The sequence below is a fragment of the Anaerofustis sp. genome, from assembly GCF_019420015.1.
Taxonomy (GTDB): Bacteria; Bacillota; Clostridia; order Eubacteriales; family Anaerofustaceae; genus Anaerofustis.
In genome coordinates this window covers 18,679-33,852 of the sequence record NZ_JAHZIA010000034.1, presented here as the reverse complement: position 1 = coordinate 33,852, position 15,174 = coordinate 18,679, and the positions used below count along the sequence as shown (strand labels likewise).

The 15,174-nt window shown below is 30.8% G+C and carries 17 protein-coding genes; 9 read left to right on the top strand and 8 right to left on the bottom strand.

All coding sequences use genetic code 11. The features are described 5' to 3' along the window. Window positions 1-9: 9 nt before the first annotated feature. A complete protein-coding gene (locus QZ357_RS05985) occupies window positions 10-1,140 on the bottom strand; it encodes a class I SAM-dependent RNA methyltransferase (protein ID WP_290773138.1) in 1,131 nt (376 codons plus the stop codon). A 216-nt stretch (window positions 1,141-1,356) separates the two neighbouring features. On the opposite strand from QZ357_RS05985, the gene QZ357_RS05980 reads away from it, so the two are divergent. From QZ357_RS05980 to QZ357_RS05970, 3 genes are read left to right on the top strand one after another with little or no spacing between them, the layout of a single operon-like run. After that, window positions 1,357-2,574, top strand: coding sequence for a S41 family peptidase (locus QZ357_RS05980; protein WP_290773135.1), 1,218 nt, complete (start codon window positions 1,357-1,359; stop codon window positions 2,572-2,574). A gap of 11 nt (window positions 2,575-2,585) precedes the next feature. Beyond that, window positions 2,586-3,233 carry an HAD-IA family hydrolase gene (locus tag QZ357_RS05975; RefSeq protein ID WP_290773132.1) on the top strand — a complete coding sequence of 216 codons (648 nt, stop codon included), beginning with the start codon at window positions 2,586-2,588 and terminating at the stop codon, window positions 3,231-3,233. 11 nt (window positions 3,234-3,244) lie between these two features. Beyond that, on the top strand, window positions 3,245-3,892 hold the full coding sequence (locus QZ357_RS05970; RefSeq protein WP_290773130.1) for an HAD hydrolase-like protein: 648 nt from the start codon (window positions 3,245-3,247) through the stop codon (window positions 3,890-3,892). A gap of 23 nt (window positions 3,893-3,915) precedes the next feature. On the opposite strand, the gene QZ357_RS05965 is transcribed toward QZ357_RS05970, so the two are convergent. The 6 genes from QZ357_RS05965 to lspA all read right to left on the bottom strand — a co-directional run bounded on the left by QZ357_RS05965 (window position 3,916) and on the right by lspA (window position 8,520). Continuing rightward, entirely contained in the window at window positions 3,916-4,686 is a 771-nt protein-coding gene (locus QZ357_RS05965; protein ID WP_290773128.1) for a TatD family hydrolase, read from the bottom strand. Between the two features lie 2 nt (window positions 4,687-4,688). Beyond that, on the bottom strand, window positions 4,689-5,054 hold the full coding sequence (locus QZ357_RS05960; RefSeq protein ID WP_290773126.1) for a septum formation initiator family protein: 366 nt from the start codon (window positions 5,052-5,054) through the stop codon (window positions 4,689-4,691). Next, window positions 4,963-5,538, bottom strand: coding sequence for a spore cortex biosynthesis protein YabQ (gene yabQ, locus QZ357_RS09820; RefSeq protein ID WP_366934123.1), 576 nt, complete (start codon window positions 5,536-5,538; stop codon window positions 4,963-4,965). Before yabQ ends, QZ357_RS05960 begins: the two co-directional genes overlap by 92 nt. After that, entirely contained in the window at window positions 5,538-5,819 is a 282-nt protein-coding gene (gene yabP / locus QZ357_RS05955; protein ID WP_290773124.1) for a sporulation protein YabP, read from the bottom strand. Before yabP ends, yabQ begins: the two co-directional genes overlap by 1 nt. Before the next feature lie 92 nt (window positions 5,820-5,911). Then, window positions 5,912-7,903, bottom strand: coding sequence for an excinuclease ABC subunit UvrB (gene uvrB / locus QZ357_RS05950; protein WP_290773121.1), 1,992 nt, complete (start codon window positions 7,901-7,903; stop codon window positions 5,912-5,914). A 158-nt stretch (window positions 7,904-8,061) separates the two neighbouring features. Continuing rightward, complete coding sequence (lspA, locus tag QZ357_RS05945; RefSeq protein ID WP_290773120.1) at window positions 8,062-8,520, bottom strand: signal peptidase II; 459 nt, start codon at window positions 8,518-8,520, stop codon at window positions 8,062-8,064. A gap of 117 nt (window positions 8,521-8,637) precedes the next feature. Here lspA and QZ357_RS05940 point away from each other — a divergent pair, with 117 nt between their 5' ends. Continuing rightward, window positions 8,638-9,834, top strand: a complete 1,197-nt coding sequence (locus tag QZ357_RS05940) for an AI-2E family transporter (protein ID WP_290773118.1) — start codon at window positions 8,638-8,640, stop codon at window positions 9,832-9,834. Between the two features lie 7 nt (window positions 9,835-9,841). Here QZ357_RS05940 and QZ357_RS05935 read toward each other — a convergent pair whose 3' ends face one another. Then, on the bottom strand, window positions 9,842-11,173 hold the full coding sequence (locus QZ357_RS05935; protein ID WP_290773116.1) for a CCA tRNA nucleotidyltransferase: 1,332 nt from the start codon (window positions 11,171-11,173) through the stop codon (window positions 9,842-9,844). Window positions 11,174-11,400: 227 nt separating this feature from the next. Between QZ357_RS05935 and hslO the strand changes: the two genes are divergently transcribed. The 5 genes from hslO to QZ357_RS05910 are packed head-to-tail and all read left to right on the top strand — an operon-like array spanning window position 11,401 to window position 15,145. Next, entirely contained in the window at window positions 11,401-12,285 is an 885-nt protein-coding gene (gene hslO, locus QZ357_RS05930) for an Hsp33 family molecular chaperone HslO (RefSeq protein ID WP_290773113.1), read from the top strand. Further along, window positions 12,278-13,105, top strand: coding sequence for a PHP domain-containing protein (locus tag QZ357_RS05925; RefSeq protein ID WP_290773110.1), 828 nt, complete (start codon window positions 12,278-12,280; stop codon window positions 13,103-13,105). The genes hslO and QZ357_RS05925 overlap by 8 nt, the downstream gene beginning before the upstream one ends. 42 nt (window positions 13,106-13,147) lie before the next feature. Beyond that, window positions 13,148-13,738: a hypothetical protein gene (locus tag QZ357_RS05920; protein ID WP_290773107.1), complete on the top strand. Its 591-nt coding sequence runs from the start codon at window positions 13,148-13,150 to the stop codon at window positions 13,736-13,738. Window positions 13,739-13,746: 8 nt separating this feature from the next. Further along, a complete protein-coding gene (locus QZ357_RS05915) occupies window positions 13,747-14,571 on the top strand; it encodes a hypothetical protein (protein ID WP_290773104.1) in 825 nt (274 codons plus the stop codon). A 4-nt stretch (window positions 14,572-14,575) separates the two neighbouring features. Next, window positions 14,576-15,145, top strand: coding sequence for a thymidine kinase (locus QZ357_RS05910; RefSeq protein WP_290773101.1), 570 nt, complete (start codon window positions 14,576-14,578; stop codon window positions 15,143-15,145). The last annotated feature ends 29 nt before the right edge of the window (window positions 15,146-15,174 follow it).

Below are 15,174 nucleotides of genomic sequence, written 5' to 3'. Positions count from 1 at the left end.
TCTACCTCTTTAAATTATTTTACTAGGATAATATTGATATAAGTAACAAAGCATATTACCGTTAAATAGCTTTCTGTTTTTATCTGCTTTTATGCCAAAATATTTCTGAAACATCGGGTGAGCACAAAGAACAAAAAGTTTCCATTCATCAAGGTTTTCATAAACCTTAAAAAAATCTTTATAAAGCTGAATGACTTCCTTCTCCTGCCCTATCCTTTCTGCATAAGGCGGATTTACAATCATCGTCCCTCTCTTCTTTTTTGATCTGAAATCACGCATATCCAGTTTTTGAAAAGCAACACAGTCTTCAACGCCCGCTTTCCTGGCATTTTCATTTGCAAGCTTTATAGCTTTGTAATCCAAATCGCTACCCAATAATCTTATTTCGGCAGGTCTTATATTGCTTCTCGCCTCTTCTTTAAGTAATTCAAATGTTTCTTTATCGAATAACTGCCACTTCTCAAAAGCAAAATTTCTTTTTAGCCCCGGTGCAATATTTTTTGCCTTCATTGCAGCCTCGATTACTATAGTTCCGCTTCCGCACATAACATCGCTGAAAGGTCTGTCTCCCCTATATCCCGACAATTCGATAATCCCGCTGGCAAGAGTTTCTTTTAAAGGCGCTTTCAAAGCATTTTCCCTATAACCTCGTTTATGTAAACCCGCCCCCGATGTATTAAAAAACAAACTCACTTTATCGTTTTTAATATTTACAAATATTTCATAATAAGAGCCGCTTTCACTCAAACTTCTTAACTTATATTTGCTTTTCATTCTTTCCACAATTGCTTTCTTTACTATCTTCTGAATATCTCTCTTTGAAAATAACTTAGATTTTATACTGCTTATTCTTGTAGGATTGAAACCTGCATTTTTATCAAAAATATTCTCCCAAGGATAACTGTTGACATTATCAAACAACTCATCAAAAGAGTTAGCAAAAAAACTTGTAATATATAACAAAACCCTTCCGGCACATCTTAAATGAAGATTTGCATTCATTATATCTCTAATACTTCCTTTAAAATAAATCTTACCGTCTTCTACTTTTTCTATTTTATACCCCAAATCCGTCACTTCTCTTTTTAATACTTTTTCAAGCCCGAAAGTACAGGTCGCCACTATCATTAATTCATTCATGAAATCTTCTCTTTTCTCAATTATAATTCTGATTTTTAGTGTATCAAAAAAACAACATTTTTTAAAGTATAAAGATATAGCTTAATATAAATAAGTGAATAAAAATATACTAATATTATTTATTTTGCTAAAATATATACCTTTATTCATTGATATTAAAAAGTCAATGACATATAATATAAATAGTTTAGTTAGAAAATCAGAGGAAAATTTTACATGCAGAACAATAAAATCAACAAGCCCAAAATAAAAATCATTGCCATAGTGGCAGTAATCATAATTATCACAAATCTACTAACATTTATGTTTACTTCTTCCGCAAATATGGTAATCGGGAATAAACTTCTGATAAACACACCAAGTGTGGAGTCAGCAAAAAACATAAATAAGATGATTGAACTAGAAAAAATAATAAACGAAAATTATTATAAACAGATAAATGAACAAGACTTGTGGAACTATGCTTTTAAAGGTCTCTTTATCGGAACCGGAGACAAATACACAAACTACTACACACAAGAAGAATTTAATTCTTATATGCAGGATATGCAAAGCGATTTTGTCGGAATAGGGGTGGAAATCCAAGGTTCAACAAACGGCTCGGTTAAAGTAAATGATGTTTTTGAAAATTCGCCGGCATCCAAAGCGGGAATGAAAGAGGGAGATATCATAATTAAAGTTGATGATTTTGACTCAACAAAATCAAACGTAAATGAAGTATCAAAAAGACTAAGGGGCAAAAAAGGAACCGAAGTAAATGTAACGGTACTCAGAAAAGAAGAAAAAATAAACCTTACAATAACCAGAGATGAAATTCACAATAAAAAAGTATCTGGAAAAATGATTGATAACATCGGATATATAAGTATCAGTGAATTTACTTCGGATGTAAGCAAAGATTTTGAAAATTATTATGACAGTTTCAACAAACAAGGCATGAAAGGTCTTATTATCGATATGAGAGATAATCCAGGCGGACTTGTAATAGAATCGATAAATATTGCAAACAATCTGCTAAAAAAAGATATGAAAATCATATCGGTAACAAATAAATCAGGAGAAACACAAACGGAAAAAGACACCACAAAAAAACATGCAGATATTCCCATTGTCGTTCTTCTTAACGGAGGTTCGGCTTCCGCATCGGAAATACTCGCATGTGCATTAAAAGACAACAACGTAGCAACAATCATAGGCGAAAAATCATACGGAAAAGGAATAATACAAGACGTCAAATCTCTAAATGACGGTTCGGGAATGACCATAACAACCCAGGAATACGTAAGTCCAAAAGGAAGTAAGATTCATGGAAAAGGTATAGCTCCGGATATAGAAGTGAAATTAAACAGTAAAAAAGATATTAAAGATTTAACATTAAATCAAGATAATCAATTACAAAAAGCGATATCATATTTAAAACAAAATATAAAATAAAGGAGAAAAAAATGAGATACAAATATGTAATATTCGATCTTGACGGAACAATTGTGGATTCTCAGCTTGGAAGCTGTAAGGGATTTCAAGGAGCATTAAAAGCATACGGTGTGGATGAAAGCCTTGAAAACATCAAAAAACTCTTAGGTCCTCCTTTGTCTAAAACAATCATCACAAAATACGGGTTCAGCGAAGAAGACGGCAAAGCGGCTATGAAACTTCATATGAATTATCTTAAAACAAAGGGAATATACGATGCAGAATATTATGAAGGAATGTTTGAAATGCTGGATAAACTAAAAGAAAACGGAATAAAAATTGCAATAGCAACAAATAAACCGGAAGAGATTTCAATCAAACAACTTGAACATTTGAAACTAAAAGATTATTTTGATTTCATCGTAGGAAACAACGAAGAACAAACAAGAGGAACAAAAACCGAATTTATAAAAATGGCAATGGATGCAATAGGTGTTAAGAATAAGGATGAAGCCGTTATGGTAGGAGACAGATATAACGACCTCGAAGGCGGTGTTGAAAACGGACTTGATACCATAGGGGTAACATACGGATACGGTTCAGAAGAAGAAATAGAAAACTGCAAACCGACATATATTGCAAAAACACCACTTGAAATTGCAGATATAGTTTTAAATTAAGGAGTTTTATCATGAAATACAATTATGTAATATTTGACTTGGACGGAACTATTCTTGATTCTCACGAAGGTATTTGCAGATGCTTCCAAAAAGCACTTAAAGCATACGGTGTAGATGAAAGTGTTGAAAACATAAGAAAACTTTTAGGTCCTCCTTTGTCTAAAACAATCATCACAAAATACGGGTTCAGCAAAGAAGACGGTGCTGCAGCAATGAAGATACATATGAAAAGATTAAAAGAAAAGGGTATTTACGAATGTAAAATTTATGATGAAATACCTCTACTTTTAAAAACTCTTCATGAGCAAGGAGTAAAAATGGCTATAGCCACAAACAAACCAGAAGAAGCATCTGTTCTTCAATTAAAACACTTTAAATTGGCTAAATATTTTGAAATAATAGTAGGTAACAACTGGACTCAAACAAGAGGCACAAAAGGGGACTTTATAAGAATGTCCATGGAACACATGAAAGTAGAAGATAAAAGCAAAGTTTGTATGGTAGGAGACAGATACAACGACCTCGAAGGAGGTGTTGAAAACGGACTTGACACTATAGGGGTAACATACGGGTACGGTTCAAAAGAAGAAATAGAAGATTGCAAACCGACATATATTGCAAACAGCCCTATGGATATAACTAAAATAGTACTGAAATAAAAGACCGAATAAGTTCGGTCTTTTTAATTGTTTATATTAAATATTCTCTTTGCATTTTCACTTGTTATGCTAACTATTTCTTCATAACTCAAACCGTGTATCTCGGCTAGTTTCTCAGCCGTAAACTTTACATATGCAGGTGTATTTCTTTTACCTCTGTAGGGTACAGGAGTCAGATAAGGACAGTCTGTTTCTATAAGAATCCTGTCCAAAGGAACTGCTTTTGCAGCATTTCTTACATTATCCGCATTTTTAAAAGTCACACTTCCGGAAAAAGAAATAAAAAGCCCTAACTTAACAAACTCCTTGACCATTTCGGCAGAAGCAGAACAGGAATGTATAATTCCTGTATTACCATTTAAGTTTTCATTTAATATATCGTAAGTATCTTTTATAGCATCTCTGGAATGTACTATGATAGGTTTATTAAGCATATTCGCAACTTTAATCTGCCTTTTAAATACCTCTTTTTGAATTTCTCTCGGAGAGTTATCATAATAATAATCAAGTCCTATCTCACCATACGCAACAACTTTATCATTATCTCTCACAAGTTTTATAAATTCATTTTCAAGAATCTGATTATAGTCTTTGCTGTCATGTGGATGCAGCCCGACAGCAACATAAAAAAAGTCTGTATTTTTACTTAAATCAACGGCCTTTAAGGAAGATTCCAAGTCGTATCCTATATTTACCACCCCGTCAAAATTTTCATTTTTTAATTCTTTTACTATTTCTTCCAAATCGTCGTTAAAAGCTTCGTCATTTAAATGTGCATGTGTATCAAATAACATATCTATTTATTATCCTTTTCATTTGTAACGTATACTTTTTCATCGGGATAAATAAGTCCCAAATACTTTTTAGCCAAATATTCTATATAAGATTTACTGTCCGAATTATTTATTTCTTCTTTCAATTCTTTTGACTTCAATTGTTCATTTGCAATTTGTTCAGTAAGTTCGTTTTTTGTTTTATTTAAAGAATAATATTTATACTCAAGTGTTAACATTCTTCCGGCAAATAAAACAAAGGCAACAGTAACAATTAAAAGAACAACTCTTTTTTTCCTACCTGCCTTTTTTCTTCGCCTTCTTACTTTTCTCTTTTTTGCTTCGATACTGTCTCTTGTATTCAGCAAAGGATACTCTTCTTTTCGCATTATTATCCATTCCTTTTGCATGGTATATTTTAAATGTATTATAACTCATTTTTATTTTTAATGGAATAGACAAAATATTATTTAATAAAGTTTTAATTTTACCTATAGGTTTATTATATTTTGATGACCATTTATTTCTTTTTCGACGCATGCTCTTTTTTATTTTATTACAAAAATTTCTTATACTTCCAACAATAAAAAATAATATTTTTTTATAAAAAGAAGAAATGAAAAAATAATAAGCGACAAAACCCAAAACAAAACTTAATACACTGTAATATCTCAAATCAAAATATGTAGTCTTAAAAAATAAATTTACGGTAAACACACCGGCAACCAAACAAAAGCATAAATCTGACAGAGTGACTTTTTTTGTAATCGCATAAACAGTTATTGTTATTGTATGATACAGTATTCCCAGTATACATCCCCCATAAAAAGTCTCAAGCAATATTAGATACTGAGAATATAAGGTACTGTTCATTATTTAAATATCTTGGAAAATAATCCCGAAGATTTCTCCATAAAATTAATATCGTCATCATAGTTAAGAGCATATATATTTCCGTTTAATGCAATTTCTCCGTCTTCCAAATTAAGTTTTTCAATTTTTAATTCCTCTCCGCTTATAGTAAGAACACCCAAACTGGTTTCAAGAACGACGGTTTCATCATTAAAGTTATGCACATCAATGCAGTCGTTAATTTTTAAGTTACCCCTGTTATAAAGTTCAAGCCTTTGATCACTAATATTTTTATTGTCCATAATTGTTCTCCTAATATTAAATTTAATAATATATATTATGTATTTATTAAAAATATAACCTAAAATAAAAAAACCTCCCCAAAGGGAAGGTCTTATTTATTTTTCATTTTCTTTAACTTTTCTATTTCGTCTCTTAACTGCGCCGCAAATTCAAATTCCAAATTCTTTGCGTAAAGTTTCATTTGAGATGTTAAAAGGTCAATCTCTTTATCAATATCTTTATTAAAGTCATCTTTGTTCTTTGATGTTACCTTACTTAGTACTTTTTCGGCATTGCCGTCCTCAAGAGAAAGTGCAGACATCGCATTTTGAGTAGATTTTACTATGCCTTTTGGAATAATATTATGCTCATTGTTATATTTAGTTTGAATACTTCGTCTCCTCTCTGTTTCCTTTATCGCTCTGTCCATTGAAGGAGTTATCGAATCTGCATACATAACAACTTCACCGTTCAAATGTCTTGCTGCCCTTCCGATTGTCTGAATCAACGATGTTTCACTTCTCAAGAACCCTTCTTTGTCCGCATCCAATATCGCAACTAAAGATACTTCAGGGATATCAAGCCCTTCTCTTAAAAGGTTTATCCCAACCAATACGTCAAATACGCCTTCTCTTAAATCTTTAATGAGCTTCATACGTTCTATTGTATCTACATCGGAATGAAGATATTCAACTTTTATCCCAACCTCACTCAAATATGTGGTCAAATCTTCTGCCATTCTTTTAGTAAGAGTGGTTACCAAAACTTTCTCCTGTTTATCGGTTCTCTCTTTTATTCTACCTATTAAATCTTCTATTTGCCCTTTGGTCTCTTTTACCGTTATCTTGGGATCTATCAAACCGGTAGGTCTTACTATACATTCTGCTATCGTTGTGGACAAATTCTTTTCATAATCATTCGGAGTTGCCGAAACATAAACAAGCTGATTCATCCTTTCCTCAAATTCGTCAAAATTAAGAGGTCTGTTATCCAGTGCCGAAGGAAGCCTGAAACCATAATCAACCAAATTCATTTTTCTAGCTCTGTCGCCTGCATACATTCCCCTTATCTGAGGAACACTTACATGAGATTCATCTATAAACGTTACAAAATTTTTAGGGAAATAATCCAAAAGAGTATAAGGCGCCGCACCTGCAGGTAGATTATTTATATGCCTTGAGTAATTTTCAATACCTTTACAAGAGCCTATTTCCCTAAGCATTTCAATATCATAATTGGTTCTTTCCCTTATCCTTTGAGCCTCCAACAACTTCCCGTTTTTTTCAAAGTTTTCCGCAGTGATTTTAAGCTCATCGCTTATGGATTTTATGGCTCTATTTATATTCTCTTCATTTGTAACATAATGACTGGCAGGATAAATAAATGCATGTTTTACGCTTCTTATGATTTCTCCAGTTAAAGAATTTATCTCCACTATCCTGTCTATTTCATCATCAAAAAACTCAACCCTTATTGCCTCTTCACTGCTGTTTGCCGGGAAAATTTCAAGGCTGTCTCCCCTAACTCTGAAAGTTCCTCTGTGGAAATCTATATCATTTCTTGTATATTGTATATCCACAAGCTTTCGTATAACGTCATCCCTTTCCTTTATCATCCCAGGACGAAGAGATAAAACCATTTCTTTATAATCAATAGGACTTCCAAGCCCGTAAATACAACTTACCGAAGCGATAATTATAACATCTTCTCTTTCAAAAAGTGCAGATGTTGCAGAATGACGGAGCTTATCTATATCGTCATTTATGCTTGAATCTTTCGCAATATACAAATCTCTCCCGGGAACATATGCTTCCGGCTGATAATAATCATAATAGGAGACAAAATATTCCACGGCATTATCAGGAAAAAAACTCCTGAATTCATTCGCAAGCTGTGCTGCAAGAGTTTTATTATGAGCCATTATCAACGCAGGTCTTTGAACTTGCTCGATGATTTTTGCCATAATATATGTTTTACCACAACCTGTAACACCAAGTAAAGTTTGATCTCTTTCATTGTTTAATATACTTTTTGATAATTTATCTATTACTTCCGGCTGTCCTCCGGAAGGTTTAAAAGGTGAATGTACTTTAAATTTAGGCATATGCCGCCTCCTTTATCGATTATCTGTTTACATAAAAAAATTTCAACCTTAATTTAGTCAAATAAATATAAAATAAGGATTTATTGTTTTATAACCTTATTTAAGTAAAAAAACAAAAGCCTCTATTTTATATTTTCCAACATTAATAAAACATATTGTCAAAATATATTTTCATCTTTCGTGAAAATAATATGCATGCAAAACAATATACCGCCTATGGTTATAAATACATCAGCAACGTTAAATATAGCAAAGTTTATAAGCCTAAAATCAAAAAAATCAGTAACAAATCCATGTAGCACCCTATCTATAAAATTTCCGATTGCTCCACCTAAGACAAACGAAAGTCCCAAAAGAAAAACTTTTCTGTCTTTTCTTTTTATGTTTTTAAACAGAAAATAAGCAACCAATACTATAAACAAAAAGCTTACGACCGTAAGCATAACGGTATTCTTTGAAAAAATGCTAAAAGCAGCTCCGGTATTTTCACAATAAGTAAAATGAAAAACATTTTCAATTAAAGGAATGCTACCTATCGGTTTTAAATTATTTATAACAACTGCTTTACTTATCTGATCCAAAACCACACTCAACAAAACAATTAAAACATAAATCATACTAATCCTCTTTAAATTTAAAATTTTATTAATTATAACACAAAAATTTTTTCTATATAGTATTTTATATTATTAGTATGATATAATGTAAAAATAAACAAAAAAAAGAGAGGGATTATGAAAAAATTCAAAAATATCAATAAGAAACATATTGAATACACGCTTCTTATCACTTTCGCAGCATGTTTTATAATAGCTTTTTACTTTGGTATTCAAAATTTATCAACTTTTTCAGGAAAAATTTTAGAAATATGGAATATATTTTATATTCCTTTAAAACCAGTTATAATAGGATTTGTAATTGCTTTTTTCTTATACCAACCAGTAGATAAACTCAATAATAAATTGCGTCAAAAAACAAAATTAAAAGACGGTACAATAAGGGTAGTATCATCAATAACGGTAATACTTATAGCTTTGCTTATAATAACGTTAATGGTGTATATAGTATTACCTAGCACCATAACAAGCATAAGCTCTTTAATTACATCCATACAAGATAACATGGCATCCATTGAAAGGTTTATTTCAAAAATGACACAACATCCTTTTGTTATCAATACTCTCAACTTTTTCAATATGGATATCACCACATCCAGCGGATTAAACAGTACAATTGCAAATATGCTTAGCATTGCAAAAACCTGGGTGGAAGGCATAGGTTCTAATTTAGTAAATGCAACAATGAGCCTCGGAAAAACAATATACAATGTTTTCATAGCAATTTTTCTCGCTTTGTATATGCTTATAGATAAAGATACTTTATTAAGACAAGTATCAAGAATTGCACAGGCTACTCTGACAGAAAGAATTTACGGAAGAATATCTTATATTTTAGGACTTATGAATTATATGTTCTTTAAATTTTTATCTGGGAAAGCCATTTGTTCTCTTATTGTAGGAACAATGGGAATGGCTTTGGCATATATCTTTAACATCAAATATGCATCATTGATAGCATTTATTATAACAGTCACAAATATGATTCCTCTGTTCGGCCCTATATTCAGTGTAATTCCTTGCTCAATATTTGCAATGATTTCAGGAGGACCTATCCAAGGAATAATTATGGTACTTATAATTATTCTTATACAACAAATCGATCAAAATGTTTTAGCTCCCAAAATACTCGGAGATGTTGTGGGACTAAATGGTTTTTGGGTCATTGTTTCCATCATATTCTGCGGAAGCTTATTTGGTGTTATAGGTATGGTAATAGGAATACCTATATTTGCCGTTATGAAAATATTAATCGGGCAATGGTTGGAAGACAGAAAAGAAGAACAAAAACCTCCTTTGCTTGAAGGAAAATAAAAAGACCTTAACAACAAGGTCTTTTTATATATTCAATTACCAAATCCAATAGAATCTCTTTTTTATTTAAATCTTTATTTTCAATTACTTTTGAAAGTAAATATTTAAGTATATTCCCGACTTGCCTATTCTCACATCCCAAATTCAATATATCATTTCCGTTAATATTTAACTGACTTATTTTATAAGGCTCATTGTTTTTTATTATTTCCTCAGCACATTTACCGGCAGCCTTAAATACTTTTAAATTATCTTTTACCAAGGATTGATTTTTTGCAAGGTCATCAGCAATTCGGACTTTTATTAAATCAAAGAACAAATCTTCCCCCAGCTCGTTCAACTTTTCCTTTACATACCGCTTTTCGTCAGTAATATATTTATCATGATTTTCTATGAGCAAAAGAACTTTATTTTTTGTACAATTGTCGAATTTAAATTCTTCCAATATATTTTTGGCGATTTCCCGGGAAATTTCTGAATGGTTATAAAAATGATCTATATTTCTGTTATCGGTTGTTTTTGTCTTAACTTTTCCTATATCGTGAAGAAGCATTGTTAATTTCAAATGAAATTTATTTTCGATATTATTAAAAGTATGATATATATGATCCCCAACAGTTGTCATATGATACTTATTATTTTGAAAAATGCCAAAGCATTCTTTTATTATCGGGAAAAGTGTCTGAATAAATTCCATTTCATAAATATCCATTCCGCTTTCAAATATTTCTCTAAGTTCAACTACGATTCTTTCCTTTGCTATATTATTCAAAAGATGTACATTATTCTTAATAGCTTTACAAGTCGTCTCGTCTATTTTAAAATTATACCTTCCGGCAAACCTGTATGCCCTAAGTATCCTTATCGCATCTTCTTCAAAACGCTTATTCCCATCCCCTACCACTCTGATAACTTTGTTTTTTAAATCATTCACTCCCCCAAACAAATCTACAATACCGTCTTTTTCATTATATGCCATTGCATTTATAGTAAAATCCCTTCTGGATAAATCTTCTTGTATAGAATCCAAAAAAACAACTTCTTTGGGTTTTCTGTTTTTTAGATACTCCCCTTCGGATCTGTAAGTAGTAATTTCAAAATGCTTATTGCAAATCACCACTGTAACAGTCCCGTACTTAACACCAGTAAGGATGGTTTTATACCTATTAAATACATCCATAATTTCACTTGGTTTGGCATTTGTCGTTATGTCATAATCCTTGGGAACTCTTCCAATTATCAAGTCCCTAACACATCCTCCTACTATATATGCATCAAACCCGTTTGTCTGTAATTCATCTATAATAAATTTTGCAACTTTATCAATTATTAATTTCATATTTTTCTCCCAATTCATTTTAACATTTATATTAGAAGTTTCAAATTATTATTTTTTGTTTATATGGAATATTTATAAATAACTAAAAATCAAATACCAATAAATAACTAGATATTATATAGTTTCAAATAATTTAATCCTATAAAATAAAAAGAATTTAATTGTTTGTAACATAAATTGAAAAAAACAAACAAAAATAGTATACTAACTAAAATGAGGTGAGAATAATGGATTATATGATAAGAGGAAACTTAAAAAACAGACCTATAAGATTTTTTGCAATATCTGCAAAAGAAACAATCGAAGAAATGAAAAAAATTCATAGTACCAGCCCAAATGCATGTGCATGCGCTGGACGAAGTCTTATGGCAACAGCCCTAATAGGTTATACAATGAAAAATGATGATGATATTGTAACAACCATACTAAATTGTGACGGAGAAATAAAAAAAGTAACGTGTACGGCAAACAATCGAGGTGAGGTAAAATGCGATATTATTAACCCCAATACAAATATATATTTAAACAAAGAGGGTAAGCTCGACGTAAAAAGGATAGTCGGAAACGGAGGCTTAAAAGTGATAAAAGATATCGGATTAAGAGAACCTTATGTAGGAGAAACGAATATCATAAGCGGAGAAATAGCACAGGATTACACCTATTATTTTGCAATGAGCGAACAAACTCCAAGTGTTGTGTCTTTGGGAGTTTTAGTGGATAAAGAAAACTTTGACGTTATGGTTGCCGGAGGATTGATTATTCAAATGATGCCAAATGCAAGCGAAGATGATATTATATATCTCGAAAACAAAGTCAAAGAACTAAAATATATGACATCAATCTTGAAAGAAGAACCATCACTGGAAAAAATAATAAGACAAATATTCAATGATGAAGAGCTGCAAATAAGTGATAAAAAAGACGTGAAATACAAGTGTAACTGTTCAAAGGAAAAAATTGAAAAAGTAGTAATCGCACTTGGAAGAGAAGAACTTGAAGATATAATAAACAAAGACCACGAAATAACATTAAAATGCCATTTTTGCGGAAAAGAATATCATTTAGACGAAAAGGAACTTACGAAATTAATGGGAGAGGCTTACAATGCATAAAGCTGATTTACATGTTCATACAATAATGTCAGACGGCAATAATACAATTGAAGAATTAATTCCAATGTGCATTAAAAGAGGCATAGATACATTGGCAATTACCGATCACGATACAGTCGGGGCTTTCAAAGATTTTAAAAATAATAACAAAATAAATATAATAAAAGGAATAGAACTTTCAACCGATTATAAAGGGAAAAGCGTTCATATTCTAGGATATTTTATTGATGAAAACAATAAAAACTTATTATCAAAACTTAAATACCTAAGGGAAAAAAGAGAGTCACGTGCTCATACAATAGCAGAAAAACTAAGAGAAAATTTCAATATATCAATTGACTTTAACAATTTAAAAACATTATCTTCAGATAACTCAATAGGAAGAATGCACATAGCAAAAGAGCTCGTAAATAAAGGCTATGTACCGAATACATCCAAAGCTTTTGAAAAATACATAGGCGATGACTGTCCATGTTTTGTAAAAAATGAAAAACTTTATGTTGATGAAGCAGTAAAATTAATAAAAGACGCAGGAGGAATTAGCTTTCTTGCACATCCCGGATTGATAAAAGGGACGGATAATTATGATGAAATCTTAGATATGGGATTACAGGGTATTGAAGTTTTTTATCCAAAACATTCAAATGAACAAAGACAATATTTTTACGATCTCGCAATTAAGAGGGGGATATTAATAAGCGGAGGAAGCGACTTCCACGGGCTGAAAACAAAAGGCAAAAATAAGCTCGGAAGTGCTTATCTTACGCAAAAATATCTCGATAAAATAATTGATTTTCATAAAAATATGACAAAATCATAGAAATCATATATTATAATATATTAATACGAAAAAAAGGAGATTATGATGCTGTTACAAGAATTAAAAGAACCGGAAAAAAATAAAAAAATTATTATTTCGTCTTTTATGAAAGCAAAAATGTTGAAGACCAAAAGGATAACATATATATCAAATGAAGGCTACGGAAGCGGAGTAAATATTTATATAGCAAGAAAAGAAAAAATGTTTACCCCTTTGGATGTTTTTTTGGGGCTTTGGATTAAAAACACAATTTGGGAAGAAGAGCTGAATTCTTTTAAATTTACACAGGAAGAATGTGAAGATATTTATCAAAACTTATTCTTGGACACATCGTCAGGATACAGCTTAAAGAAGTTAAATCCTAAAGATGCTTCCATAACCCTGGCAAAAACAGTAAAAAAAGAACTGGATAATATTTCAAAGGAAAACATCGCACCAGACAGCAAAGAAGGTATTGGGTTTATGGACATACCGGGTATATATGTAAATAAAAAATACACCAATACCCCGCCTTTGATACTTAGAAGCAATGATGAAATAATTGATGCCATCGAATTATTTTCAAGCAATATATTAGGTACTTATGAAGAAATGTTTTTAGAAAGCAAAGAAAGATATATATACTTTTTTTAGGTAAAATCATGCATAAAAAAATAATTTCAATATTGATATTATCTTGCATATTATTATCATTATGTGCTTGTGCAAATAATAACAATATCAATGAAGAAGACGGGAAAATAAAAACATTTAAGTCAAAAAACGAATATTCACAAGGCGAATATTATACCTTTTCCAGAAAATATGACAATAGCGGAAAAGTCCCCTATATGAAAATAAACATTAAAAACAACATAATTACCGCCATACATTTCAATTATATATATAAAAACGGAAAACAATATATAGATAAAAACGATAACAACAGCGAGTTGACATTTTATATAAACTCATTGAATACAAAAGTATTGCAAAATCAAGACTTAATAAAAAACACACAATCACAATATGAAGATACATATAATGTATATAAAATATTATTAAAAGAATGTTTAAATATGGCAAAAACAGGTCAAAATAAAATAAGTTATATAAACTTAAGCGAGGAGTACACTGTATCTGATTACAAATACGATAAGAATGGATATAATTCAACATTAAAAGTCAGTTACAAAAACGGAGTTATATCCGATATTTCCTTTACAAAAAACAATAAAGATGACATTCCGATTACTTCAAATAAGAATTATCTAAAACAATTCAATGACATAAACAAAATAAGTTATCAAAAATACATCCAAAACATAATAGATTTATCTATAGGTGAAAACATTGTCGTTTACTCTTTAAACAAAAAAGATATAGACAAAGAGTATAATACACTGGCAACAAAAATCAATCAAAAAGCAAAAAACTTTAATTACAAAGAATTTAAAATATTTAAAAATATTGATGGAGATAATTAACAATATGGCACAACTATATTTCAGATACTCTACAATGAATGCGGGAAAATCAATAGAAGTTCTTAAAATTGCACATAATTACGAAGAACAAGGCAAAAATGTTTTGCTTTTCACATCCGAGCTTGATGACAGATACGGAAAAGGATTTGTAGCATCAAGAATAGGATTAAAAAGAGAAGCAATGACTTTTGATGACAAAACAGACTTCAAACAAATTGTACAAATACAAGAAAAAGAAATTCATGCTATTCTTATAGATGAAGGGCAGTTTCTTACCGGACAACACGTACTTGATTTAACCCAAATCGTTGATTATATGGACATACCCGTTATAGTATACGGCTTAAAAAACGATTCGCAAAATAATTTATTTGAGGGAAGTTTAAATCTTTTAATATATGCTGATAAAATTGAAGAAGTAAAAACTGTATGTTGGTTTTGCAACAGGAAGGCTACAATGAATTTAAGAATAATAGACGGTAAACCGAATTATTCCGGAAAACAAATTCAAATAGGCGGAAGTCAGAATTACCTTCCGGTATGCCGAAAATGTTATGGAAATCCGAAGTTATAAAATTACATAATAATTTTTATATTTGAGGA

Coding starts and splice junctions, on each gene's coding strand:
- QZ357_RS05985 (WP_290773138.1), bottom strand. CDS start 1,140: ATGAATGAATTAATGATAGTGGCGACCTGTACTTTCGGGCTTGAAAAA.
- QZ357_RS05980 (WP_290773135.1), top strand. CDS start 1,357: ATGCAGAACAATAAAATCAACAAGCCCAAAATAAAAATCATTGCCATA.
- QZ357_RS05975 (WP_290773132.1), top strand. CDS start 2,586: ATGAGATACAAATATGTAATATTCGATCTTGACGGAACAATTGTGGAT.
- QZ357_RS05970 (WP_290773130.1), top strand. CDS start 3,245: ATGAAATACAATTATGTAATATTTGACTTGGACGGAACTATTCTTGAT.
- QZ357_RS05965 (WP_290773128.1), bottom strand. CDS start 4,686: ATGTTATTTGATACACATGCACATTTAAATGACGAAGCTTTTAACGAC.
- QZ357_RS05960 (WP_290773126.1), bottom strand. CDS start 5,054: ATGCGAAAAGAAGAGTATCCTTTGCTGAATACAAGAGACAGTATCGAA.
- yabQ (WP_366934123.1), bottom strand. CDS start 5,538: ATGAACAGTACCTTATATTCTCAGTATCTAATATTGCTTGAGACTTTT.
- yabP (WP_290773124.1), bottom strand. CDS start 5,819: ATGGACAATAAAAATATTAGTGATCAAAGGCTTGAACTTTATAACAGG.
- uvrB (WP_290773121.1), bottom strand. CDS start 7,903: ATGCCTAAATTTAAAGTACATTCACCTTTTAAACCTTCCGGAGGACAG.
- lspA (WP_290773120.1), bottom strand. CDS start 8,520: ATGATTTATGTTTTAATTGTTTTGTTGAGTGTGGTTTTGGATCAGATA.
- QZ357_RS05940 (WP_290773118.1), top strand. CDS start 8,638: ATGAAAAAATTCAAAAATATCAATAAGAAACATATTGAATACACGCTT.
- QZ357_RS05935 (WP_290773116.1), bottom strand. CDS start 11,173: ATGAAATTAATAATTGATAAAGTTGCAAAATTTATTATAGATGAATTA.
- hslO (WP_290773113.1), top strand. CDS start 11,401: ATGGATTATATGATAAGAGGAAACTTAAAAAACAGACCTATAAGATTT.
- QZ357_RS05925 (WP_290773110.1), top strand. CDS start 12,278: ATGCATAAAGCTGATTTACATGTTCATACAATAATGTCAGACGGCAAT.
- QZ357_RS05920 (WP_290773107.1), top strand. CDS start 13,148: ATGATGCTGTTACAAGAATTAAAAGAACCGGAAAAAAATAAAAAAATT.
- QZ357_RS05915 (WP_290773104.1), top strand. CDS start 13,747: ATGCATAAAAAAATAATTTCAATATTGATATTATCTTGCATATTATTA.
- QZ357_RS05910 (WP_290773101.1), top strand. CDS start 14,576: ATGGCACAACTATATTTCAGATACTCTACAATGAATGCGGGAAAATCA.